This is a genomic window from Dactylosporangium sp. CA-139066 (genome assembly GCF_050936175.1).
Taxonomy (GTDB): domain Bacteria; phylum Actinomycetota; class Actinomycetes; order Mycobacteriales; family Micromonosporaceae; genus Dactylosporangium.
On sequence record NZ_JBNJNH010000001.1, the window covers coordinates 6,474,332 to 6,498,207 of the forward strand.

The 23,876-nt window shown below is 70.9% G+C and carries 22 protein-coding genes and 1 pseudogene; all 23 read right to left on the reverse strand.

The features are described 5' to 3' along the window. Positions 1 to 9 precede the first annotated feature (9 nt). The 23 genes and pseudogenes from ACQEVU_RS29725 to ACQEVU_RS29835 all read right to left on the reverse strand — a co-directional run bounded on the left by ACQEVU_RS29725 (position 10) and on the right by ACQEVU_RS29835 (position 23,693). Entirely contained in the window at positions 10 to 1,290 is a 1,281-nt protein-coding gene (locus ACQEVU_RS29725; RefSeq protein ID WP_433329248.1) for a bifunctional 3,4-dihydroxy-2-butanone-4-phosphate synthase/GTP cyclohydrolase II, read from the reverse strand. Between the two features lie 109 nt (positions 1,291 to 1,399). Then, positions 1,400 to 2,149 carry an SDR family NAD(P)-dependent oxidoreductase gene (locus tag ACQEVU_RS29730; protein WP_433329250.1) on the reverse strand — a complete coding sequence of 250 codons (750 nt, stop codon included), beginning with the start codon at positions 2,147 to 2,149 and terminating at the stop codon, positions 1,400 to 1,402. A gap of 6 nt (positions 2,150 to 2,155) precedes the next feature. Then, on the reverse strand, positions 2,156 to 4,276 hold the full coding sequence (locus tag ACQEVU_RS29735) for an acetate--CoA ligase family protein (protein ID WP_433329252.1): 2,121 nt from the start codon (positions 4,274 to 4,276) through the stop codon (positions 2,156 to 2,158). 64 nt (positions 4,277 to 4,340) lie between these two features. Next, positions 4,341 to 5,030: an ABC transporter ATP-binding protein gene (locus ACQEVU_RS29740; protein ID WP_433329254.1), complete on the reverse strand. Its 690-nt coding sequence runs from the start codon at positions 5,028 to 5,030 to the stop codon at positions 4,341 to 4,343. Continuing rightward, positions 5,002 to 5,841 (reverse strand): ABC transporter ATP-binding protein, encoded by an 840-nt coding sequence (locus ACQEVU_RS29745; protein WP_433329256.1) that lies wholly within the window; start codon positions 5,839 to 5,841, stop codon positions 5,002 to 5,004. The genes ACQEVU_RS29740 and ACQEVU_RS29745 overlap by 29 nt, the downstream gene beginning before the upstream one ends. Further along, on the reverse strand, positions 5,838 to 6,728 hold the full coding sequence (locus tag ACQEVU_RS29750) for a branched-chain amino acid ABC transporter permease (RefSeq protein ID WP_433335132.1): 891 nt from the start codon (positions 6,726 to 6,728) through the stop codon (positions 5,838 to 5,840). Before ACQEVU_RS29750 ends, ACQEVU_RS29745 begins: the two co-directional genes overlap by 4 nt. Before the next feature lie 2 nt (positions 6,729 to 6,730). Continuing rightward, positions 6,731 to 7,624 carry a branched-chain amino acid ABC transporter permease gene (locus ACQEVU_RS29755; RefSeq protein WP_433329258.1) on the reverse strand — a complete coding sequence of 298 codons (894 nt, stop codon included), beginning with the start codon at positions 7,622 to 7,624 and terminating at the stop codon, positions 6,731 to 6,733. Then, a complete protein-coding gene (locus ACQEVU_RS29760) occupies positions 7,624 to 8,712 on the reverse strand; it encodes an ABC transporter substrate-binding protein (protein WP_433329260.1) in 1,089 nt (362 codons plus the stop codon). The genes ACQEVU_RS29755 and ACQEVU_RS29760 overlap by 1 nt, the downstream gene beginning before the upstream one ends. 260 nt (positions 8,713 to 8,972) lie before the next feature. Continuing rightward, the gene (locus ACQEVU_RS29765) at positions 8,973 to 9,824 is read right to left on the reverse strand and encodes an SMP-30/gluconolactonase/LRE family protein (protein WP_433329262.1); all 852 of its coding nucleotides are present in this window, start codon (positions 9,822 to 9,824) and stop codon (positions 8,973 to 8,975) included. A 122-nt stretch (positions 9,825 to 9,946) separates the two neighbouring features. Continuing rightward, a pseudogene (locus ACQEVU_RS29770) lies at positions 9,947 to 11,431 on the reverse strand (class I adenylate-forming enzyme family protein); the annotation flags it as partial. A gap of 20 nt (positions 11,432 to 11,451) precedes the next feature. Continuing rightward, positions 11,452 to 12,435: an LLM class flavin-dependent oxidoreductase gene (locus ACQEVU_RS29775; RefSeq protein WP_433329264.1), complete on the reverse strand. Its 984-nt coding sequence runs from the start codon at positions 12,433 to 12,435 to the stop codon at positions 11,452 to 11,454. Then, on the reverse strand, positions 12,432 to 12,986 hold the full coding sequence (locus ACQEVU_RS29780; RefSeq protein ID WP_433329266.1) for a VOC family protein: 555 nt from the start codon (positions 12,984 to 12,986) through the stop codon (positions 12,432 to 12,434). Before ACQEVU_RS29780 ends, ACQEVU_RS29775 begins: the two co-directional genes overlap by 4 nt. A 48-nt stretch (positions 12,987 to 13,034) precedes the next feature. Beyond that, positions 13,035 to 13,994, reverse strand: coding sequence for an enoyl-CoA hydratase/isomerase family protein (locus ACQEVU_RS29785; protein WP_433329268.1), 960 nt, complete (start codon positions 13,992 to 13,994; stop codon positions 13,035 to 13,037). A 22-nt stretch (positions 13,995 to 14,016) separates the two neighbouring features. Next, positions 14,017 to 15,060 carry an LLM class flavin-dependent oxidoreductase gene (locus ACQEVU_RS29790; protein ID WP_433329270.1) on the reverse strand — a complete coding sequence of 348 codons (1,044 nt, stop codon included), beginning with the start codon at positions 15,058 to 15,060 and terminating at the stop codon, positions 14,017 to 14,019. Between the two features lie 103 nt (positions 15,061 to 15,163). After that, entirely contained in the window at positions 15,164 to 16,114 is a 951-nt protein-coding gene (locus ACQEVU_RS29795) for a cyclase family protein (protein ID WP_433329272.1), read from the reverse strand. Then, positions 16,111 to 16,752: a TetR/AcrR family transcriptional regulator gene (locus ACQEVU_RS29800; RefSeq protein WP_433329274.1), complete on the reverse strand. Its 642-nt coding sequence runs from the start codon at positions 16,750 to 16,752 to the stop codon at positions 16,111 to 16,113. Before ACQEVU_RS29800 ends, ACQEVU_RS29795 begins: the two co-directional genes overlap by 4 nt. 82 nt (positions 16,753 to 16,834) lie before the next feature. Next, on the reverse strand, positions 16,835 to 18,346 hold the full coding sequence (locus ACQEVU_RS29805) for a long-chain-fatty-acid--CoA ligase (protein ID WP_433329276.1): 1,512 nt from the start codon (positions 18,344 to 18,346) through the stop codon (positions 16,835 to 16,837). After that, positions 18,346 to 19,404: an LLM class flavin-dependent oxidoreductase gene (locus ACQEVU_RS29810; RefSeq protein ID WP_433329278.1), complete on the reverse strand. Its 1,059-nt coding sequence runs from the start codon at positions 19,402 to 19,404 to the stop codon at positions 18,346 to 18,348. The genes ACQEVU_RS29805 and ACQEVU_RS29810 overlap by 1 nt, the downstream gene beginning before the upstream one ends. 25 nt (positions 19,405 to 19,429) lie before the next feature. Next, a complete protein-coding gene (locus tag ACQEVU_RS29815) occupies positions 19,430 to 20,164 on the reverse strand; it encodes an enoyl-CoA hydratase/isomerase family protein (protein ID WP_433329280.1) in 735 nt (244 codons plus the stop codon). 2 nt (positions 20,165 to 20,166) lie between these two features. Next, positions 20,167 to 21,051 carry an ABC transporter ATP-binding protein gene (locus ACQEVU_RS29820; RefSeq protein WP_433329282.1) on the reverse strand — a complete coding sequence of 295 codons (885 nt, stop codon included), beginning with the start codon at positions 21,049 to 21,051 and terminating at the stop codon, positions 20,167 to 20,169. Between the two features lies 1 nt (position 21,052). After that, on the reverse strand, positions 21,053 to 21,931 hold the full coding sequence (locus ACQEVU_RS29825; RefSeq protein WP_433335134.1) for an ABC transporter permease: 879 nt from the start codon (positions 21,929 to 21,931) through the stop codon (positions 21,053 to 21,055). Between the two features lie 2 nt (positions 21,932 to 21,933). After that, the gene (locus ACQEVU_RS29830; protein ID WP_433329284.1) at positions 21,934 to 22,857 is read right to left on the reverse strand and encodes an ABC transporter permease; all 924 of its coding nucleotides are present in this window, start codon (positions 22,855 to 22,857) and stop codon (positions 21,934 to 21,936) included. Further along, entirely contained in the window at positions 22,854 to 23,693 is an 840-nt protein-coding gene (locus tag ACQEVU_RS29835; protein ID WP_433329286.1) for an ABC transporter ATP-binding protein, read from the reverse strand. The genes ACQEVU_RS29830 and ACQEVU_RS29835 overlap by 4 nt, the downstream gene beginning before the upstream one ends. Positions 23,694 to 23,876 lie beyond the last annotated feature (183 nt).

Sequence of the window (23,876 nt, forward strand, 5' to 3'; positions counted from 1 at the left end):
GCGTCCTCCTCAACCGGCGGCGCCGACGGCGACCCACTGCAGGGGCGCCGTCCCGTCGGCCCGGACCTCGCCGAGGTGCCCCATCCGGGTCTGCTTGGTCAGCAGGTAGGCGAGGTTGTCGGGGTTGACGCCCACGGTCAGCGGCACCCGCTCCTCGACGGCGACCGGATGCCCTTCGAACGCGGCGATCTTGTCCGGGCTGTTGGTCATCAGGCGTACCGAACGGACACCGAGGTCGGCCAGGATCTGCACCCCCTCGGCGAAGTCGCGCACGTCGGCCGGGTGGCCCAGCGCGATGTTGGCCTCGACGGTGTCCATGCCCCCGTCCTGCAGCGCGTAGGCGGCGATCTTGCCGGCGAGGCCGATCCCCCGGCCCTCGTGCCCGCGCTGGTACACCAGGACCCCGCGGCCCGCCGCCTGGATCCGTTGCAGGGCCGCGTCCAGCTGTGAGCCGCAGTCGCAGCGGCTGGAGCCGAGCACGTCGCCGGTCAGGCACTCGGAGTGCAGCCGCGCCAGGACGCCGTCACCGGCCTCGACGTCGCCCAGCACCAGCGCGAGGTGCTCGATGCCGGTGAGCGTCGAGACGTAGCTGACCGCGCGGAAGGGGCCGTGCGCGGTGGGCAGGCGCGCCTCGCAACGGCGCTCGACCAGCCGCCCGGACCGGCGCCGGACGGCCACCAGGTCCTCGACGGTGACCACGGGCAGTCCGTCCCGTTCGGCGAGGGCCAGCACGCCCTCGCGGTTGGCGACGCTGCCGTCGTCCTCGGTCAGCTCGCAGAGCACCGCGGCGTGGCGCAGGCCGGCCAGGCGCATGAGGTCGACCCCGGCCTCGGTGTGCCCGCGCCGGGCGAGGACGCCGCCGGGCCGGGCCCGCAGCGGGAAGACGTGCCCGGGACGGGCGAGGTCGGCCGGCGTCGCGTCGGGCGAGGCGAGCAGCCGCACCGTGCGCGCCCGGTCGGTGGCCGAGATGCCGGTGGTCACGCCGACCGCCGCGTCGACGGACACGGTGAACGCCGTGCCGTGCCGGTCCTGGGAGTGGGTGGTCATGGGCGGCAGACCCAGCCGGTCCAGCAGCTCGCCGTCGGCCGCCACGCAGACGATGCCCGAGGAGTGCCGCAGCAGGTAGGCCATGCGCTCGGGGGTCACGTGCTCGGCGGCCATGATCAGATCGCCCTCGCCCTCGCGCGCCGGGTCGTCCAGGACGACCACGAACCGACCGCTGCGCAGCGCCTCGACCGCCTCGGCCACCCGTCGCGCCTGAGCGTCCCAGCTCACGTGCAGTCGTGTCATGCGACTCACCTCCAAAGATACCGACTGGTCGGAATATTACCCGCCCGCTGGCCGCCCGTCTATCCCTGGGGCCGCGGCGGGGCCGTTCCCCCGCTCGCCCGCCCCGGGCTCAGGCATGCCGGTGCAGGCCGCCGTCGACGTGCACGACCTCGCCCGTGATGTAGCCGGCCAGCGGCGACACGAGGAACGTCACCAGGGCCGCGACCTCGGCCGGCTCCCCGAACCGCCCCGCCGGGACGTTCTGCCCGACGAACCGCGCCCGGGCCTCCGGCGAGTAGTTCGCCGTGGTCTGGCGGCTGAAGACCCGCCCGGGCGAGACGCAGTTCACCGTGACGCCGTCGGCCGCGACCACCCGGGACAGCCCCTTCGACCACACCCGGGCCGCGGCGACGGCCGGAAACCCCGCCGAGACGCCGAGGGGTTCGAACGAGCCGATGAAGGTCACCACCCGTCCCCGCCCCGAGGCTTTCAGCTCCGGCAGCAGCGCCTCGGTCAACCGGCGCTTGGCGTGGAAGTTCAGGTTCATCGAGAGGTCCCAGTACGCGTCGTCGAGCGCCATCCCGGGCGGGTCGCTCATGCCGGCATTGTTGATCAACACCTCGACCCCGCCGAACGCGTCCAGCACGGCGCGCCGTACCGCCTCGGGCGCCTCCGGCCGCGTCACGTCCAGCGCGGCGACGCGCACGTCGGTCAGGCCTTCCTCCGCGAGCTCGGCGACCAGCTCGTGCAGGCGCTCGGCGCCGCGCGCCACGAGCAGCAGCCGGACGCCCTCCCGGGCCAGCCACTTCGCCGTCTCCCGGCCGATGCCCTCGCTCGCGCCCGTGAGGACGGCGCGCGTGCCGTTCAGTCGCAGGTCCACGTCCCCCTACCCCTCCGCTCGCACCACGAGCAGGTCCAGGGCCTCCACCCGGTGGCCCGACACCCCCAGCGGGTTCACCTCGATCGCCCGCAGGCTGGGCCCGATCGCCTCGGCCACCCGGGCCACGCCGACGACGGCCCGCGCCACCGCGGCCCGGTCCGCCGGCGCGCCACCCCGGTAGCCGTCGAGCAGGCGCGAGACGCGCAGCTCGGCGAGCATCCCGGCCACGTCCTGCTCGAGCACCGGCAGCGGCCGTACGGCGACCTCGCCGAGCAGTTCGGCGAGCACCCCGCCGGAGCCGACGGTCAGCATCGGGCCCCAGCTCGGATCGACGACCACCCCGACCAGGAGCTCGACGTCGGACGGCCGCATGGCCGCCACCAGCACCCCGTCGACGCGGGCCCGGGGAACCGCGGCCGCGACGTCGGCCAGGATGCGCCCGTACGCGGCGGCGACCTGGTCCGCGTCGTGCAGGTCCAGGATCACGCCGCCCACATCCGACTTGTGCGCGATGTCGTCCGCGACGATCTTCAGCACGACCGGGTACCCGATCTCCGCCGCGGCGCCGACCGCCTCCGGCGCCGACCGGACCAACCGGCTCGGCGGCACCGGGACACCGCACTCGACGAGCAGCGGGGCCAGCTCCGGCAGGCCGGTGGCGGTGCCGATGTCCCGCACCTGAGCGAGCGCCGCGGTCCGGTCGCGCAGGGCGCGGGGCCGCAGCTCGGCGTACCGGGCCGCGCCGTCGAGCGCGCGCATGCCGGCCGCGATACCGGGCAGCACGGTCAGGTCGTTGTCGCGGACCAGCTCGAGGCCGAAGGGGCTCAGCGCGAACGTCGCCCCGGTCTGCAGGACCACCGGGATGGGGCACTCCCGCACGGCGGCGGCCAGCCGGGCGAAGCGGGCGCGCACCGCCGCCTCGTCCGGTCCCGGCGCGGCGGGAAGCACCACGGACTGCAGGATCAGCACGTCGTAGTCGTCGGCCGCGTCCGCGCCGACCCGTTGCGTGGCGATGAACGGCAGATCGGCGGTCTTGACGACGAACCCGGTCACGTCCAGGGGATTGCGCACGTCGGCGAACTCGGGCATCGCGGCGGCCATGCTCTGCGTCAGCGCCGGCGAGAACGGTGGGAGCGTGAAGCCCAGCGGCTCCGCGGCGTCGGCGATCAGCTCGCAGGCGCCACCGGAGGCGGCCACCACGGCCACCCGCCGCCCGCGCAGGCCGCGGCGCTGCCGGGACAGCAGCGCCGCGGTCGCCACCAGGTCCTCGAGCGTGTTGACGGTGACGACGCCGAGGTCGGCGAGCGCCGCCATCGCGGAGCGGTGGTCGCCGACCAGGGCACCGGTGTGCGACAGGGCCGCGGCCCGGCCGAGCGACGAGCGCCCGACATGCAGCGCGACGACGGGCTTTGCGGCCCGCGCCGCCCGCAACGCGACCTCGCGGAACGCGGCGGTGTCCCGCACGGACTCGAGGAACACCGCGAGCACGTCGGTGCCCGGGTCGTCGACGAGGTGGCCGAGCACGTCGGTGGCCGTGAGCATCGCCTCGTTGCCGGTGGTCGCCAGCAGACTCAGCCCGACGCCCCACGACCGGGCCAGCGCCAGGACATGCGTGGCCAGGCCGCCGGACTGCAGGACCACGCCGACCCGGCCGCCGGGAAGATCCGCGGGCACGGGAAGCCCGAACAGGCGTACCCCGCCGGCGGCGTTGACGTAGCCGCTCACGTTCGGCCCCAGCAGGCGGGCGCCGCGCCGGGCGCAGAGCTCGGCCACCTGCCGCTGCAGCGCCGCGCCCTCGTGCCCGGCCTCGCCGAGCCCGGCCGACAGGACGACGAAGTCGCGCGTGCCGAGCGCGAGCGCCTCGTCGACGACTTCCGGCACCCGGTCCGGGCCGACCATCACGAAGGCGAGGTCCGGCGCCTCGTCCAGCGCGGACAGCTCCGGGACCGTCCTACGGCCGTGGACCGCGCTGCGCCGCGGGTTGACCAGATGGACGTCTCGCAGCCCGGCGGACAGGTCGATGCCGTCGAGCACCATCTTCGTCCACCCCGAGGACTCGCTCGCCCCGATCAGCGCCACGCTGCGGGGAGCGAAGAACCCATCGAGGACCATCGTCACGGCGTCCATCCAGCTCCTAACGTACCGTCTAGTTGGTATGCTGAATCCGCGGGACGTCGCGAGCGGGCGCACCTCAGCCGAGGTACGCCTGCTCGAACTCCCGCGTGGCGCGGACCTCGGCCGGCGCTCCGGCCACCGCCACCTCGCCCCGGCGGATGACGTAGGCGTAGTCGGCGAGGGTCAGCGCGAGCTCGGCGTTCTGCTCGACCAGCAGGATCGACATCCCGCTGTCCTTGTGCACCTGCACCAGTGCCTCGTAGACCTGGTCGGCCACGGACGGGGCGAGCCCCATCGTCGGCTCGTCCAGCAGGAGCAGGTCGGGGTTCGTCATCAGCGCCCGGCCCATGGCCAGCATCTGCTGTTCGCCACCGCTGAGCAGCCCGGCCTGCTGGCCCTGCCGCTCGGCCAGGCGCGGGAAGAGCTCGAAGACCCACGCGCGCAGCTCGGCGATGCGTCCGCGCCGCGCGTATCGGCTGATCGTGAGGTTCTCCAGCACCGTCAGCGGCGCGGCGACGTGCCGGCCCTCCGGGACGAGCGCGATGCCGGCGCGCACCGCGCGGTGGCCGGGCAGGCCGGTGATGTCGCGCTCGCGGAACACGATCCGGCCGGCCGACGGCCGGTGGTGTCCGGCGACCGTGTTCATCAGCGTCGTCTTGCCCGCGCCGTTGGCGCCGATCACGGCGACGAGCCCGCCCCGCGCGACGGTGAGATCGATCCCGTGCAGGACCTGGACGCTACCGTAGCCCGAGCAGAGTCCGGACACGCTCAGCGTCGTTGCGCTTTCCAAAGTAGGCCTCCCGGACGTCGTCGCGCTGCAGGCACTCCACCGGAGGCCCGGCGGCCAGCAGTTTTCCGAAGTTGACCACCACTGCCGCACGGCAGTAGCGCAGCACCATCTCCATGTTGTGCTCGACCAGGACGACGGTGATGCCCTCCTCTCGCAGCCGGAGGACCAGATCGCCCATGGCCCGGGACTCGGCGGCGTTCATGCCCGCCGTCGGCTCGTCCAGGAGCAGGACCCGCGGATCGGTCGCCAGCGCCCGTGCCAGCTCGCAGCGGCGCTGGTCGCCGTACGAGAGCATCTCGGCCGGTCGCTCGGCGAGGTCGTCGGCGAGACCGGCCCGCCGCATCAGGGCGTGCGCCCGCTCCAGGCACTCCCGCCGGTCGCGGCGCTCGGCCGGCGAGAAGCGCAGAGCGGCCCAGGCGCCCCGGCGACGCCGCAGATACATGCCCGCGATGATGTTCTCGACCACGGTCAGTCCGGCGAAGAGCCGGACGTTCTGGTAGGTCCGGGCGATGCCGGCCCGGGCCGCCTCGCGGGGTGACCCCCCGGCCAGCCGCTCGCCGAACACCGTCACCGATCCCGAGTCCGCGACGCCGAATCCCGAGATGACGTTGAGCAGGGTGGTCTTGCCGGCGCCGTTGGGACCGATGATGCCGAACACCGTCTGCGGCTCGATGTCGAACGACAGGTCGTCCAGCGCGAGGACGCCACCGAACCGCTTGGTGACCGCGGCGAGCGAGAGCGCCGCGGCCGTCGGAGCGGTCCCGGTCCCCGCCTCGACCCCGGTCATGATTCGACCGCCGGAACGCCGCCGTCGCCGGGCGACGGCCGCGACCCGGTGCCCCGCTGCCGCCAGCGGCGCCATCGCACCGGGTCGACCAGCCCGTTGGGCATGAAGAGCACGACCAGCAGCAGCAACGCGCCGTTGACGAGCTGGACGCCGTGCGGGAACGCGCTCTGCAGCAGCTCGGGCAGGACCGCGAAGACGAAGCCGCCGACGACGGAGCCCAGCCAGTAGTACGCCCCGCCGAGCACCACCCCCGCGAGCATCGTGAACCCGATGTTGACGGAGAAGGTGTCCGGCGACAGGAAGCGGGTCAGGCCGGCGAACAGCACGCCGGCCACCCCGGCGATGGCCCCGGCCAGCGCGAGCGCCTGCAGGCCGTGCCGGCGCAGCGGCACGCCCAGGCCGGCGGCGACGTCCGGGTCGCGCCGGATGGCCTCCGCGGCCAGCCCGTACGACGAGCGCCGGATCCGGGCGAAGACGAGGCAGGCCAGGCCGAAGCAGAGGAACACGTGCCAGGGCAGCACACCCTCCGGGACGAGCTTTCCGGCCGTACCGCCGGTCACGTCGCCGAGGTTCACGGCGAGCACGCGGACGATGATGATGAGCGCCACCGTGCCGAGCGCGAACCAGTGGCTGTCCAGCCGCATGAGGACCACGCCGACGGCGACGCCGCAGGCCGCGCCGACCACGCCGCCGAGCACGACGGCCAGCTCGTACGGGGCCGAGGTCCGTTCGACGAACGCGAGGCTGCTGTACCCGGCGACGGCGGCCACCGGGGCGCTGGCCAGGCTGAGAATCCCCCGCCACAGCGTCACGTGCGCGGAGAGGGCGAACAGCCCGGCGATCAGTCCGAACTGGATGGTCGTCGCGTACAGGTTCCAGAACTGCACGTTCAAGCCCTCACAATCGCTTCACGGCTACCGAGGATCCCCTGCGGCCGGAGCACCAGGATGACGATCAGCAGTCCCATGCTGATGACGTCCCGGAAGCTGTTCGAGACGTACTGTGCGGCCAGCACCTCGGTAACCCCGATCAGCAGGCCGCCGAGGGCCGCGCCCCGCACGTCGCCGTATCCACCGACGATCACCGCCACGAAGCCCTTGAGGAACAGGCCCTGGCCCAGGCCGAGGGTGATGTTGTTGCTGGTCAAGCCGACCAGCGCTCCGGACAGGCCCACCATGGCGCCGGCCACGAGCGTGGTTGCGATGATGACCGACTGCGGGCGGACACCGGACAGGACCGCCGAGCGCGGCCGGTAGCTCACCGCCCGGATCGCCATGCCGAACGCGTTACGGTGCAGGAAGACGTAGAGCCCGGCGGTCAGCAGCGCGGCCAGCACGATCGTGAGGAGCTCGATCTGCGCAACGGTGACCGAGCCCAGCCGTACCGCCCCGGTGGGGAGCTCGTCGAGCCGGAAGTACACCGGCTGCGCGTCCGTCAGCAGCACGACCAGCCCGTCGAGAATGATCCACACGGCGATGCTGGAGATGATCGGGCTCAGCGCCGACGCCTCGCGCCGGCGGCGCAGCGGCTCGAAGGCGACCCGGTCCACGACCAGGCCGACCACGGCGCCCGCGAGGCAGGCCGCCGGGATCGCGACCGGCCACGGGACGCCCCAGCTCTCGACGACCCAGTGGCCGGCCACGGCGCCGATCGTGGCGAAGGATCCCATCGCCACGTTCAACAGCCCCAGGTTCGCGAAGAGGAGACCGAACCCCACCGCGAAGATCGCGTACGCCGAACCGAGCGCGACGCCGTTGGCCAGTTGCTGGAGGAAGAGCGACATCAGCCGACGACCGGCTGCCGGAGCATCCCGGCCTTGGTCCCGTCCCAGGCCACGACGGTGCCACCGTTGTCGCCGGACCACTGGACCAGCGCGAACTTGTCGGTCTTCTTCGGTTCCTGGGAGCCTCCGTACTGCAGCTGCCCCATCGGCGTCGGCACCTCCGTGAGCGCCTTCATCCCCTGCAGCACCGCGGCCCGGTCCGCCTTGCCGCCGCCCTGCTTGATCGCTCGCGCCAGCAGCCAGATGGACTGGTAGTTGATCGCGCCGACCTGGTCCGGCTCGCGGTCCGGGAACTTCTTGCGCCAGCGGTCGACGAAGTTCTTCGTCCGCTCGTCGGTCCCGTTGACGTCGAACGCGACCGCCATGAGCGAGCCGTCCAGCGCCTTGCCACCCACCTTGTAGACGTCCTTGGCGGAGGCGACGGTGTCCGCGATGATGGTGCCCTGGTAGCCCCGGTCGCGCAGCTCCTTGACCACCTGCCCGTTGGCGTTGCCGACGACCAGGACGACGACCATGTCGGGCTTCTCGTTGGCGATCTGGCTGGCGGGCCCGGAGTAGCTGGTGTCGGCGAGCATCGTGCCCACGACTTTGGTCTTGACCCCGCCGGCGTTGAGCACGTTGACGATGTTGGTCTTGGCGTCGACCATGCCCTCGTTGTCCTGGGCGAAGACCACGTCCGCGGTCTTCGGCGCGATCGCCTTGATGGCCGCCTCGGTGACCTCGGTGTCACCAGCCTGCACCAGCGGGAAACCGCGGTAGACGTTCTCGGTCTTCACCAGCGCGGTGCTGATGGAACCGTTCAGCACCATGGGCATGCCCGCCTTGGGCAGGATCGGCGCCACGGCCACCGCGGAGTTGGAGAAGATGCAGCACGAGGCCCCGAGGATGTCCGGCTGCTGCACCCAGCGGGTGGCCACGCCGATCGACCGGGCCGGGTCGCCCCCGGTGTCCTGGATGTCGACCTCGATCTTCTTGCCCTGGCCCAGGAACCCGGTCTCGTTGATCTCGTCGACCGCCAGCTGGATGCCGGCCTCGCCCTGCTTGCCAACGGTCGCGAAGCTGCCGGAGAGGTCGACCAGCGCGCCCACCTTGAAGGTCGTCGCGTCGCCTCCCGCGCCGCCGCCTCCGGAGCCGCTGGGTTGTGAACAGGCCGTAACAGTGAGAGCCGCTCCCACGAGAGCGGCGACGAGTCGCATCCTCATCGAATTCCTCCTGTACGCGCGATCCGGCCCGCGGTCAGGTGGGGTGTGATTCCTGGACCCGGGACCGGATCGGCACATTCGTACCATCCGGTTGGTATATGGTCAAGATTGTCAACGTGCATTTACAGGGTGTATGAACGGCGGCCTCAGAAGATCGTGCGCAGGCCCGGCCGGGGCCACGTGCAGCGGTAGAGGACGCCGAGGCCCGGAGAGGTCACGAAGGCAGTTCGTTCCCCACCGCCGGCGAAGCAGAGATTCGTCAGCAACCGGTCGCCGGGAAACTCCACCACTTCCACCAGTTCGCCGGAGGGCGAGACAACGGTGACGCCGCGATCGAAATACGTCGCAACGCAGACGTTCCCGTCCTCTTCGATGGCGAGCGAGTCGAACCGGTCGGCCCCCGGCGCGGCGTAGAGCAGGTTGCCCCCACCCGATCCCCGGTAGGTCCGACCGCCCGACAACCGCCCCTCGGAGCGGACCTCCCACCACCAGATCCGCCCGGTGGCGGTCTCACTCACGTAGACCCGGCCGCCGTCGGGCGACAGACCCACGCCATTCGGCCGATCCAGCCCGGCGACCACGCGCTCGATCCGGGAACCGTCGATGCGGGCGTAGTACAGGGCGCCGCGCAGGATCGCCCGCTCCCCGACCCGGCCGAAGTCGGTGAAGTAGAACCCGCCCGAGGCGTCGAAGACCAGATCGTTGGGGGCGATCAGCGGCCGGCCGTCGCACTCGGTGTACAGCACCGAAAGCGAGCCGCCGGCCGGCTCCACCACCTGGATGCACCCCGTCGGCGCGGACGGCTCGTGTACCCGCGGCAGGTACAGGGCGCCGCCCAGGTGCTCCCACTCGGCTCCCCCGTTGTTGCAGACGTAGACCCTGCCGTCCGGGCCGAACGCGGCACCGTTGGGACCGCCGCCGCAGTCGGCGATGGTCCGGACCCCGGTCGCCGGCTCCCACTTGGACAGCAGGCCGGACTTGAGCTGTGTGAACAGCACGCCGCCGTCCGGGCAGACGACCGGCCCCTCCGGAACCTCGAGCCCGCTCGCGACGATGTCCAGATCGGCTGGTGTGAACCGGCCCTCCTTCGCAGCGACGCCTTGTCGATCTTCCCGGTCGAGTTGCGCGGTATGGCGTCGATGAACTCGACGACCGCGGGCACCTTGAAGCCGGCCAGCGCCGACCGGCAGTGCGCGATCAGGTCGTCGCCGCTCACCGGCAACTCCTTGCGCACGACGAAGGCCTTCGGTACCTCGACCCAGCGCTCGTGCGGCATCGCCACCACCGCGGCCTCGGCGACCGCCGGGTGCCGGTACAGCACCTCCTCGATCTCCGCGGAGGAGATGCTCTCCCCGCCGCTGCGGATCAGGTCCTTGATCCGATCGGTGATGCACAGCGTGCCGTCGGCGGCGATCACCCCGACGTCGCCGGTGTGCAGCCACCCGTCGCGAATGGTCGCCGCGGTGTCGTCCGGCGACTCCCAGTACCCGGCGGTGACCTTGTCGCCCCGCACCACGATCTCGCCCTGGACGCCGGCCGGTGTCGCCCGGCCGTCCGCGTCGACGGTGCGCACCTCCACGAAGGGCACCCGCCAGCCCACGGTCGCCGCACGCTGCGGATCCGCCGCGACGTCGTCCAGATAGGACACACCGCCCATGGTCTCGGTCATGCCGTAACCGCGGACGAGCCGGACGCCGGGGAGCACGGTCGCCAGCTCCCGGCAGACCTCGACCGGCAGCACGCCGAACAGCACCCAGCGCAGCGCGAGGCCCGACCACGGCCGGCCGCCCGCCCGGGCGCGCAGCGCGTGCAGCATCGTCGCGACCATGGTCGTCCCGGTGATCCGCTCCCGCCGGATGATCTCCAGCGCCTCGTCGGGATCGAACCGCGGCTGCAGGACGAGCGCGGCGCCGCGGCACCACGCGCCCAGACCCGGAAGATCGGCGCCGCCGACGTGATGCAGCGGCGCGGTGATCAGGATCCGGTCCCCGGCCCGGACATCCAGGGTCATGACCTGGGTCATCGCGTTCGTCATCGCCATGCCGTGGGAGATCATCACCCCCTTGGGGCGACCGGAGGTCCCCGAGGTGAACATGATGCGTTGCAGCGCCCCGGACGGCAGGGCGACCGGATCGGCATCCGCGCCCGTCGCCTCGAGCAGATCCGCGTACGCCAGCCAGGCCCCGGCGGCCTGCGCCGGCACGCTCGCCGGCGAGGCGTCCAGCACGATGCGGGTGGTCACCGAAGCGACCCCCGCCGCGGCCGTCGCGGCGCGCTCGACGAAGGCGGGGCCGCTGGCGAGCACGACCGGACGGGTGCGGGCCAGCAGCTCGGCGAGCTCGGCGCCGCCCAACCGGAAGTTGAGCGGCACCAGCACGGCGCCCAGCCGGTAGACGGCGAAGGCCAGGAGCACGTACTCGGCCCGGTTGGGCGCGATCACGGCGACCCGGTCACCCGTCCGTACGCCCCGTGCGGCCAGGGCACCGGCCAGAGCACGGGTCTCCGCCGCGGCCTCGGCGAAATTCCACCGGCGGCCGTCGCACACCAGCGCCTCGTCCGCCGGCCGTCGCGCCGCCTGCTGATCGAGCAGCATCGCATAGTTCATGCCGACTCCCGGGGTCGATCTCAGGCGAAGCGCGGCATGACCTCGCGGGCGAAGAGCTGCACCGACTCGAGCGTCTTGCGGTGGTCCATGCCGAGCCAGTACGGCCTCATGATGAGGTGGTTGACGCCCATGTCCCGCAACCGCTGGATCCGGGCGGCGGCGAAGTCGGGATCGCCGACGATGAACAGGTTCTCCCACATGTACTCGAACCTGTCCTTCTGAAAGGCCAGCTGCGGGTACTCGGCGTAGTTGAAGTACTCGCGCTCGACGTTCGGCCGGACCGTCTCGCGCGCCTGCTCCAGCGAGGGCGCGACGTAGACGTTGACGACCATCGGGTACTCGCGGCCCTCTTTGGGCTTTCCGGCCTTGGCCAGCGCGTCGTCGTGGTTCTTCATGGCGTTGACGTGCCAGTCGGGGATCGGGGAGTTGCCCGGGATGATCCAGGCGTCGCCGAGCTGGGCCGCCTTGCGGACCGATACCTGGCCCCCGGCGCCGATCCAGATCGGCGGGCCGTCCTTCTGCAGCGGCTTGACGCAGATCTCGCCGTGGACGCTGTGGAACTCGCCGTCGAAGTCCACCCGCTCGCCGCTCCACAGCGAGCGGATGACGTGGATCTGCTCGTGCATCTTGCGGAACCGGTTGGGCTTGTCGATGTTCATCGCCACGAACTCGTTGTTGCGGTAGCCGGCGCCGATGCCGAGCACGAGGCGGCCGTTGGCCATGTGGTCCAGCGTGGCGAACTCTTCGGCGATGTGCACGGCGTGGAAGGCCGGAAGGATGACCAGCGAGGTGCCGACGAGCATGTCGCCCGAGTGCTGGATCAGCTTGGCCACCACGGAGATCGGCTGTGGTGTGGTCAGGTTCGCCATGAAGTGGTTGATGGCGAAGATGGACTTGAAGCCCAGGCCCGCGGCGACCTCGGTCAGGTCCCAGAGCTCGTTGAGCCGCTGCCGCAGGTCGTCCTCGGGCAGATACTGGTGCGACGCCAGGATGCCGAACTTCATCCGTTACTCCTGATGCTTGGCTTGTACTCCTGTGCTTGGCTCGAGTCGCCCGCGTTCTCGCGGGCGGCGGCTCGGAAGGCCCGTACCTGCTCGACCGTCGGCAGGCTGACGAACTCGATCATGATCTGGTCGGGATCTTCACACATGAACATGGTGATCTCGCCGTAGTTGTCGAGGACGCTGGCGGCGGGCGGCTGGTAGCAGTCGACGCCCATGCCCATCAGCCGGTCGTACACCTCGTGGATCTCGTCCTGGCCGACCTGGAACGACAGGGAGAACACGCCCGGCTCACCCGGGCGCTTCGGCCGCCATTGCGCCGGGGCGGCCGGAACGTCCCACTGGATCAGCTCCAGCTGACCGATCCGGCTCGGCCCCTGGAAGTACACGGCCCGGCCGGTGGTGCCGGGCGGAACCCGCAGCCGTGCCGGCATCGTCTCGTTGCCCACCCGCATGTCCAGCGTCATCCGCAGACCCAGCCCGTCCCGGTAGAAGGGGATGGACTTCTCGAGGTCGGTGACGCTCACAGCGACGTGGTGGATCTCGCTCACCATCGCAGCACACCTTTCGGTTCCATGGCCACAGCCCGGCCCGGCACGGTCTCAGCCGAGCTTTCCGCCGAGCCGGAAGCGCGGCGCAACCGCGGCGTCCCGGTCCTTGAGCGCCTGGGCCAGGCCCTTGTCCCGGCGCTCCTTGACGAAGTTGTACTCACCCTCGCGCAGCGAAAGGTTCGTGGCCCAGGCGTGCCCGATCCAGTTGCCGACCTCGCCGACGCCCTTGCCGCGCGCCTCCATCGCGATGCGCATCATCGACTTGCCCATCATGAGGCCGTCCAGCGGCATGAACGAGATCGCTGTGACAAATTCGTCGACCGTGGCGGCGAGCTCCTCCTTGGGGACGACCTGGTTGATGAAGCCGGCCTTCTCCCCCTCCTCGGCGGTGAGCGGGCGCATGGTCAGCATGATCTCGCGCATCTTCTTCATGCCGAGGTTCTCGATCCACAGGTACATGTCCTGCGGGGCGCAGCCCAGATAGCGAAAGGCCGGGTGGGTGAACTGCGCGTCCGGTGACGCGATCACGATGTCCGCGCCCAGCGCGATCTTGATGTGCCCGCCGTAGCAGTAGCCCTGGACCTGGCAGATGGTCGCCTTGAGGCAGTTGGAGATGCGGTTGCCGAGGCTCTCGGACAGCAGGTTGCGGTCGGGCAGGATGCGCTGGCGCTGCGAGGGGCGGCTGCGGTCGCCGCTCTTGTTGCGCTGGTAGCCGATGTAGTGGCCGAGTTCGGCGGCGTCGGCCCCGGTGCCGAACGCGTCGCCGTTGCCCCTGAAGACGATGGTCTTGACCTCGTCGTCGTACTCGGCCTCCCGCACCAGGTCACCGACGCGCTCGAAGGCCGCCACCGGGATCGCGTTGAGCTTCTCGGGAACGTTGAAGGTGATGTACGCGACGGACTTCTCCTTGTCCGTCTCGTACAGGACCGCGCTTTCCAACGCATCGTCGTCGACGGTCATGCCGGCGGCGTCCCACTGCGAGGCGAGGAGTTCGTACTCGTTCTTCTTCATCGACACTCTCCAGTTCGTGGCGTCAGCTCGACTGGAGCTGCGGGATCACCTTCGTGGCGAAGGTCTCCATCGAGTCCATCGCGATCTTGCGGTCCAGGGACGGGATGTGGAACCAACCGATGTAGTGGGTGACGCCGAGCTCCTGGCCGATCCGGCCGATCGTGTCGACCACGCGATCGACAGAGCCGAAGTTCCCGCCGTGGGTGAGGGTCTTCTCGACGGTCAGCAGGTTGATGTTCCGCTTGACCTTCTCGTAGTACTCGCGCTCGGACTCGATCGCCTCGTCCGAACCGGGGATCACTTTGCCGACGCTGCGGTAGTAGTTCAGCGCCGACTCCGCGGCCGCGTTGAGGCCGGCCGCGCTCTCACCGACCCAGATCTGCTGCATGAACGGCAGGTCGAAGCCCTCGGCGCTGTGCCCACCCTCGGCGAGCGCGCTGCGGTAGGAGTCGTAGTTCTCCTTGATGCGCTGCATCGGCGTGAAGCTCGACGACACGATGATCCGGTCGCCGGCGAGGCCGCGCTGGCGGAACGTGTCGGGCGAGGAGGTGCCGTGCAGGATCGGCGGCCCGCCGGGAGTGACCGGCTTGGGGTAGATGTTCATGTTCGAGTACTGGAAGTGCTTGCCCTCGTACGACCAGTCGCTGTCGTTCCACGCCAGCTTCAGGATGTCGACGGTTTCCTTGTAGAGCTCCTTGTTGGCATTGCGGTCCTTCTTGAAACCGCTGAACTCCTGCGGCTGGTAGCCGCGGCCCACTCCGAGCACCAGCCGGCCGCCGGACAGGATGTCCAGCAATGCCGCGTCCTCGGCGACCCGGAGCGGGTCGTGCAGAGGAAGCACCAGCACGGCGGTGCCGATGGTGATGTTCTTCGTCCGCTCCGCCAGCGCGGTGCCGAGCATGAGTGGATTGCCGAGGATGCCGTAGCGGGAGAAGTGGTGCTCGGCCAGCCAGCAGGAGTCGAAGCCGAGTTCGTCGGCGAGCTGGATCTCCTGGAGAGTGTCCCGCAGGACGTCGGCGTCGTCGCCGCCCTCGGCCGGGAACAGGTTCATCACACCGAACTTCATGTCTCAACCCTTCAAACATTCCGACCGGTAGGTACGTTACCGGCCTGCGACACCGACAGTCAAGGAACGATTGACCTGGATCAGCGACCGAGCTGAGCAGGAGTTACCTGAGGGCGACGGCGTTGGCCGGGGAGCCACATCCGCCCGCGAGCGCGAGCGGCGCCGACACCAACAGGGAGCAGTACGTGCGCTCGGCGGCGCAGTCGGCCGCCAGCGCCTCCAAGTCCCACAGCTCGCCGATCGGTATGCCGAGCCGGGCCAGCAGCCGTACATGCAGGATCGGCTCGCCGGGCGCCGCCCCGGTCCCCAGGGGATAGGTCTCCAGCGACGGGTTGTCCGCCGCCACCGCCGCGATGCGGTGGTCCCACAGCCATTCGGCGACCGAACGATCGGCCAGCAGCCCCGGGGCGCGCAGCGACTTCCGCTCGGCGGCGGCTCGCCGGCCGGGCTCGTCGAGGCCGCGGTAGTGGGCCAGCCAGCCGGTGCGCACCAGGAGTACGTCACCCGCGCGGGGCGGCGTGCCCTGGGACAGGACGACCCGTTGCAGCTCGTCGACGTCGATGGGCGTGGCAGCGCCGGCATCCCACGGCAGGCCGGCCCGTTCCCGCGACCGCGGCACGTCCAGCAGCAGTGCGCGGCCCGCGAGGCCGCGGCGCGCCCAGGCCGCGATCTCGTGGCGGTCGCCGGGCAGGCCGTTGTAGTACCCGTGCTCGGGATCCCGGACGTGCCGGAAGCCGTCCCATTGGCTCGAGGCCTGGGTGTTCCAGTTCGAGATCAGGTCGTCGCGGCCCAGGCTGTTGTCGTCGCCGAGCACCCGGTGCTCGACGGCGGCCCGGGAGAACAGGGGCGGCGAGAACTCAGACAGGGGCACGTCGAGCGGGAACACCAGCCCTCGCCGAACCTCGGCGACCCCGCCCAGGACCGCGTCGGGGCTCAGCCGGTTCAGCGCCCCGTGTACGTCGTCGGCGCCCCAGACGCCCCACGAGGATCCGTCCGGGGCGCCGGGGACGACCGGAAGCCCGGCGTGGTCCGGCGGGTCGGCGCGGCGGCTCACCCCGGCAACAACCCAGGATTCGGCGGCGCCCCGACACCGCGCAGCACCAGATCGGTCAGCAGACCGGCGATCTCCTCCACCCGCAGCCGCCCGGACGAGCTGTACCAGTTGTACGCCCAGGCCAGCATGCCCAGGATGGCGAAGCTGGTGATCCTCGGTTCCAGGGACGGGTCGAACTCGCCATTGTCCATCCCCTGCCGGATCACCGACTCATAGATGGCGTCGACCTGGTCCCGCTTCTCCTTGATGGTGGCGAACCGCTCCTCGGCGAGGAACCGCTTCTCCTGCACGTAGACCGTGACGTACGACCGGAACTGGTCGATGGCGACCAGGGACTCGAGGATGAGATGGTAGAGCCGGTCTTTCGCCGAGGAGTGGTTCTCGAGAATCCGCAGGCAGTTGTTCAGGCGGTTGTTGATGTAGTCCTCTTGCAGCTGCTGAAGGATCTCTTCCTTGCCGGAGAAGTGGTGGTACAGCGCACCCTTCGTGACGCCGGCCTCAGACACGATGTCCTCGACCGACGTCTCGTGGTATCCACGGACGTCGAAGAGGCGCAGCGCGCTGTCCAGCAGTGCCTTACGCGTCTCCGCCGGGGCGTAGGTCCCCCGAGTGGTGCCTTCACGAGCGGCCCGTGCCATTTCAGCCCCCTGATCCCGCACACCGCGGCGAATACGATGATCGCAGCATACCCATTTGCCACCACGGCGAGCCTGGCATCCCTCAGCCCTCTTCCCGGAGCACGCGCTTCAGCACCTTGCCGGACGGATTCCTCGGCAACGACTCACGAAATTCGACGTACTTCGGCGTCTTGAACGAGGCCAGACTCGCCCGGCAATGGGCGATGACCTCCGCCTCGGTGATCGCCGAGCCCGCCTTGCGCACGACGAACGCCTTCGGCACTTCCTGCCACCGCGGATCGGGGACGCCGATGACCGCCGCCTCGGAGATCGCGGGATGGCTGTAGAGGACCCGCTCGATCTCCTGCCCGGCCACGTTCTCCCCGCCCGATCGGATCATGTCCTTGAGGCGGTCGGTGATGGTGACGAATCCGTCGGCGTCCACCATGCCCACGTCGCCGGTGTGGAACCAGCCGCCGCGCCACGCCTGGGCCGTCAGCTCCTCGTCGGCCCAGTACCCCGGTGTCACCTTCGGGCCGCGCATGACGATCTCGCCGACGACGCCGGCCGGGACCTCGTCGTCGTTCTCGTCGACGACCCGGTACTCCACGAACGGCACCGCGCTGCCGGCCGAGCCGAGCTTGCTCACCGCGTGCGCCTCGTCCATGTAGGCGATGGCACTGCACGCCTCGGTCATGCCGTACGCCTGGACCAGCCTGGTCGTGGGCAGCATCTCGCGGATCTCGCGGTACAGCTCGCCGGCCGCCGCGCCGAAGATCACCCAGCGAAGCCTGGACAGATCGCGGCCGTCCCCGGACGCCGAACGCAGGCCGTGCAGCATCGCCTGGACGAAGATCCCGCCGGTGACCCCGTGGCGCTCCATCATGTCCAGGGCGGTGGCGGGTTCGAACTTGCGCATCAGCACCATCGCGCCACCGGCGAAGAGCACGGCGACGCCGGGAGCGTCCCAGGCCGCCACGTGGTAGAGCGGCGAGGAGACCAGCACCCGGTCGGCGGAGGTCAGCCCCAGCTCGCTCAGCTGCACGAGGGCGTTGAGGGCGGCCATGCCGTGGGTCACGGTCACGCCCTTGGGCCGGCTCGTGGTCCCGCTGGTGTACATGATCCGTTGCGGATCGCCGGCGGCCACCTCGGCGACCGGCGTGCTGCGGCCCTCGTAGCGCACCATGATGTCGGCGAAAGAGTCCCAGCCGGCCTCCTCGCCGTCGAGGCTCACCTTCGCCCGCAGCGGGAAACCGTCCGTCGCCCGGGCCAGCACCGCGACGAACTCGCGGTCGGCCAACAGCGCCACCGACCCGGAGTTCTTCAGCAGGTAGCCGAGCTCCTCTTCCTGCAGGCGGTAGTTCAACGGGACCGCGACCGCACCGAGCCGGTAGATCGCCAGGACCGCGCAGACGAACTCCGGTGAGTTCATGCCCTCGATGGCGACCCGATCGCCCTTGCCGACGCCGTGTTCGGCGAGATACGCGGCGAAGGAACCGACCGAGTCGGCGAGCCGTCCGTAGGTCCAGACCTCGCCCTCGGTGATCAGAGCCGGTTCCTGCTCACGCCGTACCCGCTGGACGTCGACGACCCTGCCGTAGTTCTGTGCGCCCATCAGGCCAGTTCCTCCCTCATCTCGCCGAGATCCACGCCCACCTGCGCCTCGGGCACCTCAACCTCGGCCAGCGCCGGCAGCACCTCCCGCCCGAGCAGCCGGAGCGAGCGCAGCACGTCCTTCTGCGGCATGTTGCTCCACTGCAGGCGCATGACCACGTCGGTGTAGCCCATCCGGGCGTAGGCGCTCAGCCGCTCGATCGCGTCCTGCGGCGAGCCGATCACCATCTGCCCGGCCACCATGTCCGCCACGGATGCACCGTGCTTCCATCCCCGGTAGTTCTCGTACTGCTCGGCCAGGTACGGCGCGGCGGCGTCCACCGCCTCCTGACGGGTGGGGGCGACGCAGCCCTCGCGCAGCAGGGGGTAGTCGCGCACCGGCGACCGGCCGTACTCCGCGAGCAACGACCGCATCAGGGCCATCCGGTTGCCGACCTCGGCGAGATCGCCGTTCGGCGCCACCGCCCACGAAGCGTCCAGCCGGGCCACCCGCCGCACGCCGACGGCACCGAAGGCGCCGAGCCAGATGGGCGGGCCGGCCGGATCGACCGGCGGCAGCAGGATCCGGGCCCCGTCCAGCTCGCCGAAGGCACCCGACGCGGTCACCTCGCGCCCGCGGAGCAGGTCGCGCAGCACCCGCACGTGCTCCTCGAAGCGCTTGAAACGCTCCTCCACCGGGATCCCGAAGGCCCTGAACTCGACGCTTCGATACCCCGAGCCCAGGCCGAGGATCAGCCGGCCGCCGGACAGCTGGTCGAGCGTGAGGAACTCCTCGGCCAGGGCCAGCGGGTTGTGCAACGGCACGAGATAGACGCCGAACCCGAGCCGGATCCGCTCGGTCCGCGCCGCCAGATAGCCGACCGTGGACATCGGCTGCAGGAACTGCGAGCGGGTGAGGTAGTGGTGCCCGAGCAGGATGCTGTCCAGGCCCTCCTCCTCGGCGACCGCCACCTGCTCCATCGTGTCCCGCAGCCCGTCGGAGACGGACTCACCCGGGTTGTAGTGAGCGGACAGGGACATCCCGACCCGCAGCCGGCGGGGGGTGTTCGGTTCGGTCAAGCTGGGCTCCTCTCGCATCACGGCCTCACCTCGTGGCAAACCGCTCGATCGCCGCGTCCACCGCCACGGCCGTCCGCTCGGCGGGCGGGGTCTGGATCACCCGCCGCAGCAGGGCCTTGGTGCGGCGCAGGACGTCGTCCGGGTATCCGGCCAGAAGCTCCGCGGCGGCGCGGACCTCGTCGTCGAGTCGATCCGCCGGGACCACGTGGGTGACGAGCCCGGCGGCCTTCGCCTCGCTCGCCGGGCGGCGGGCGCCGTCGAGCGCCCACGCGGTCACCGTCCGGTCGGGCATGACGGCCAGCAGCTCGGGCAGCACGGTGGCCGGCGGTATCCCCAGGCGGATCTCCGGGATGCCGAACACGGCGTCGTCGGCGGCGTACACCAGATCCGCGCGGGCCGCCAGCGCGCAGCCGAAGCCCAGCACCAGGCCCTTCGGCGCGGCCAGCGTCACCTGTGGCAGCGCGGCGAGGGCGGCCAGCATGCGCCGGCCGTGCCGGAAGAACTCCCGCAGGACGTCGCGGTCCGCTCCGGCGAGCTCCGTGAAGTCGTTCACGTCCCAGCCGGCGCAGAACGGCGGGGCGTCCGACGACAGCACGACGACCCGGACATCGTCGCGGGCCGCGAGCGACTCCAGCGCCGCGCTCAGCGCGTCGCAGACCCGGCGGCCGATGGCGTTGCGGCGCTCCGGCCGCGACCAGCGGAGGGTGGCGACCGGGCCGTCGGCGCAGAGCCGGACCCCGTCCTCGTCCGAGACAGGCATGTTCACCGCCGGCCCGGTGACACGGCCGGGCCGCCGGTCGCCGCCGGTTGCGGGGCCGGGTCCTCCGCGCGGTACTCGCCGGTGCCGATCCCCCCTTCCCACCGGGGAATGGCGTCCAGCAGGGCCTTCGTGTAGCCGTGCTTCGGCTCCCCGACCACCTCGGCCGCCGGCCCCTGCTCGACGATCTCGCCCTTGTACATCACGGCGATGCGGGTGCAGAGCTCCTTGGCGAGCATCAGGTCATGAGTGACGAAGACCATCGCCATCCTGCTGTCGCCCTGGGTGAGCGAGCGGAGAAGGTCGACCACCTCGGCCTGCGTGGTCACGTCGAGCGCGGAGGTGCACTCGTCGGCGATCAGCAGCTCCGGCCCGGTGACCACCGCCAGGGCGATCGCCACCCGTTGCCGCATGCCGCCGGAGAGCTGGTGAGGATAGGCGTCGAGGACGCGCTCGACGTCGGCGAAGCCCATCCGCCGGATCACCTGGGCGATCCGCGCGTCCCGCTCCTTCCTCGACAGCGCGGGCAGATGGGTGGCCACGACCTCCCGCAGCTGGCCGCGGACCTTCATCAGCGGGTCGAGGGAGGACGAGGCCCCTTGGAAGACCATCCCGGCATGCCGGCCCCGGATGCGCTTGAAGTCCGCCTTGCCGGGCGCGCAGACCACGTCGCCGAGCACCGATACCTCGCCGCGGACCACGGACACGTTGCGGTCCAGCAGCCCGAGGACCGCGCGCACCGTGGTGGTCTTCCCGCTGCCCGACTCGCCGATGAGTCCGAGGATCTCGCCCGGCCCGACCGTGAGCTCGACCCCGTCGACCAGCGTGAGGGTGCCGGCGGAGGTGGCCGCCTCGATCGTGAGGTCGGACATCCGCAGAACTGGCTCCATATCAGTACCTGCGCTTCCGCGGGTCGAGCCAGGAACGCATCGCGTCCCCGAGCAGATTTACCAGCAGCACGACAACGGTGATGGCCAGGCCGGGGAAGGCGGCGATCCACCAGGCGGTGGTGAGCTGGTCCCGGCCGTCGGCGAGCATGGCCCCCCAGCTGATCTGCGGTGCCACCACACCCAGCCCGAGGAAGCTCAGCGCGCTCTCCGCCAGGATCACCATGCCCATCTGCAGGGTGGTGAGGACCAGCACGGTTCCGACCAGGTTGGGGACCATGTGGTTGGTCAGGATCCGCCAGGTCGGCACGCCGGCGCAGCGCAGTCCGAGGACGAAGGGGCGCTCGCGCAGCGAGAGGGTCTCCGCCCGCACGACCCGCGCGTACTGCGCCCAGCCGATGAGGGCCAGGACGGCGATGAGTACGCCGAGCGACCGCCCGCGGCTGGCGATGACGGCGATGGCCAGCAGGATGAACGGCAGGGCCAGCTGGGCCTCGACGAGGCGCGAGATGACGGCGTCCGGCCAGCCCCGGTAGAAGCCGCTGATCAGGCCGAGCGCCGTACCCGGAATCGCGCCGGTCAGCATGCCGGCCAGGGCGATGATGAACGTCAGCTGTCCGCCGTAGGCGACCCTGGCCAGGACGTCCCGGCCGAGATGGTCGGTACCCAGCGGATGCGACCAGGCGCCACCGGCCATCCAGGCGGGCGGCTGGAGCGCGTCGGAGATCACCTGCCGGCCGGGGTCGTGCAGCGGCAGCAGGGGCGCGAAGAGGCAGAGCAGGCCGATCACGGCCAGCGGGATGCCGAACGCCAGGACGGAGCCGATTCCGCGGGCCCGGACGGCGCCCGTCGACCTGCTCAGCCGGGGAGCCTTCGACAGCATGGTCACGCGGCACCGTCCCGGATGCGTGGATCGAGGGCGCCGTAGAGCACGTCCACGATCAGGTTGATCACGACGAAGACGACGGCGCCGACGACGACGATCGCCTGGATGAGCGGGAAGTCCCGGGTCTGGACGGCCTGCGTGGCCAGGGAGCCGAGGCCCGGCCAGGCGAAGACGAACTCCACCGTGACGGCGCTGGACAGCAGCGCGCCGGCCTGCAGCCCGACAATGGTGATGACCGGCAGGGAGGCGTTGCGGAACCCGTGGATGAGATTGGTCCGCCAGGGCTTGATGCCCCGGGCGTGCGTGGCGGAGATGAACGTCTCGCCGAGGACCTCGGACATGCCCGAGCGGGTCAGCCGCGCTATCTGGGCCATCGGGAGCATCGACAGGGTGAGCGCCGGCAGGACCAGCGAGCTGAAGCCGGTGGCCTGGCCGGCCGGCAGCCAGCCGAGGCTCACGGCGAAGATCAGGATGAGCATCAGGCCGAGCCAGAAGAGCGGAACGGACTGCCCGGCCAGGGCCACCGTCGAGGCCAGCCGGTCGACCAGGCGGCCCTCGCGCATCGCCGCCCAGATGCCGAGCGGCACACCGAACAGTACGGCGATCACCATTGCGCCGGCGACCAGCTCCAGCGAGGCGGGCAGGCGGCCCAGAATGAGCTCGAGATTGCTCGCGCCGTAGCGCAGCGAGTCGCCCAGGTTGCCGGTCACGAGGTGACCGAGGAAGCTGAGGTACTGCACGCCCAGCGGCCGGTCCAGCCCGAGCTGGGCCTTCAGCTGCGCGACCTGGTCGTCGGTGGCGAAGTCGCCCAGCATCTGCCGGACGGGATCGCCGGTGCTGCGGGCGAGGAAGAAGGCGATGGACACGGCGATGAGCAGTGTCGCCAGTGCGTTGGCGACCTTCCCGAGCAGGAACCTGATCACGACGCCTCCCTCGCGACCGTCGCGCCGACCGATGCACTCGCGCCGGCTTTGTCGCCCGTCGAGTCGGGGGTCGAATGGCCCGGAATGGCGGCCAGCAACCGCTTCGTGTACTCATGCTGGGGCCGGTCGAACACTTCGGAGGTGACTCCCTCCTCGACGACCTTGCCGCGCAACATGACGTGCACCCGGTCGCAGATCGCCCGTACCACGGCAAGGTCGTGGCTGATGAACAAGATCGTGAGCCCTTCCTCTTCGCGCAGGCTGAGCAGCAGCCGGAGGATCTGTGCCTGGACCGAGACGTCCAGGGCGGAGGTCGGCTCGTCGGCGAGCAGCAGGCTCGGCCGCAGCAGCAGCGCCCGGGCAATGGAGATCCGCTGGGCCTGCCCGCCGCTCATCTGATGCGGGAGACGGCCGAGCAGCAGCGGGTCCAGGCCCACCTTGGCGAGCAGTTCCTCGTCGCCGATCCACGAGGTACGGCGGGGATGGATCCGGCGCAGCTCCTTGAGGCCACGCTGGACGGTCTGCCGCGGATCGAGGCTGCCGTGCGGGTCCTGGAAGACGACCTGGATCTCGGCCCGCGACTCCCGGGGCAGACGCCGTCCGATCTGGACGCCAGACACGGTCGCGGTGCCGCTGGTGATCCGGCCGAGCCCGGCGACGGCCATCGCCAGTGAAGTCTTCCCGGAACCGGACTCCCCCACGACGCCGACGATCTCGCCCTGGGCGATGGACAGGGAGACCTCGTCGCAGGCGACGACCGGCAAACCGCGGCGGCCCCTGGCCCGATGGATCACCGAGAGGCGATCCACCTCCAGGACCCGGTGGTGCTGGGACATGCAAACCTCCCCTGACGGATCGGCGATCCCTGGGCGACGGAACAAGATGGCGGAGCCGAGCCGGGCGTCTTTCGGGAAGTGGTCGACGCCGCTAGGCTCTCGGTCCCCGGACGGGGCGAGTGTTGTGCATTTAGATAACGGCCGGTCGGTATGTTGTACCGTAACCGGGCGCTGAACACGAGG

Bases quoted from the DNA above. Each gene is read 5' to 3' on its own strand.
- ACQEVU_RS29725 (WP_433329248.1), bottom strand. From the start codon at position 1,290: ATGACACGACTGCACGTGAGCTGGGACGCTCAGGCGCGACGGGTGGCC.
- ACQEVU_RS29735 (WP_433329252.1), bottom strand. From the start codon at position 4,276: ATGGACGCCGTGACGATGGTCCTCGATGGGTTCTTCGCTCCCCGCAGC.
- ACQEVU_RS29745 (WP_433329256.1), bottom strand. From the start codon at position 5,841: ATGACCGGGGTCGAGGCGGGGACCGGGACCGCTCCGACGGCCGCGGCG.
- ACQEVU_RS29755 (WP_433329258.1), bottom strand. From the start codon at position 7,624: ATGTCGCTCTTCCTCCAGCAACTGGCCAACGGCGTCGCGCTCGGTTCG.
- ACQEVU_RS29775 (WP_433329264.1), bottom strand. From the start codon at position 12,435: ATGAAGTTCGGCATCCTGGCGTCGCACCAGTATCTGCCCGAGGACGAC.
- ACQEVU_RS29780 (WP_433329266.1), bottom strand. From the start codon at position 12,986: ATGGTGAGCGAGATCCACCACGTCGCTGTGAGCGTCACCGACCTCGAG.
- ACQEVU_RS29785 (WP_433329268.1), bottom strand. From the start codon at position 13,994: ATGAAGAAGAACGAGTACGAACTCCTCGCCTCGCAGTGGGACGCCGCC.
- ACQEVU_RS29790 (WP_433329270.1), bottom strand. From the start codon at position 15,060: ATGAAGTTCGGTGTGATGAACCTGTTCCCGGCCGAGGGCGGCGACGAC.
- ACQEVU_RS29800 (WP_433329274.1), bottom strand. From the start codon at position 16,752: ATGGCACGGGCCGCTCGTGAAGGCACCACTCGGGGGACCTACGCCCCG.
- ACQEVU_RS29805 (WP_433329276.1), bottom strand. From the start codon at position 18,346: ATGGGCGCACAGAACTACGGCAGGGTCGTCGACGTCCAGCGGGTACGG.
- ACQEVU_RS29815 (WP_433329280.1), bottom strand. From the start codon at position 20,164: ATGCCTGTCTCGGACGAGGACGGGGTCCGGCTCTGCGCCGACGGCCCG.
- ACQEVU_RS29820 (WP_433329282.1), bottom strand. From the start codon at position 21,051: ATGGAGCCAGTTCTGCGGATGTCCGACCTCACGATCGAGGCGGCCACC.
- ACQEVU_RS29825 (WP_433335134.1), bottom strand. From the start codon at position 21,931: ATGCTGTCGAAGGCTCCCCGGCTGAGCAGGTCGACGGGCGCCGTCCGG.
- ACQEVU_RS29835 (WP_433329286.1), bottom strand. From the start codon at position 23,693: ATGTCCCAGCACCACCGGGTCCTGGAGGTGGATCGCCTCTCGGTGATC.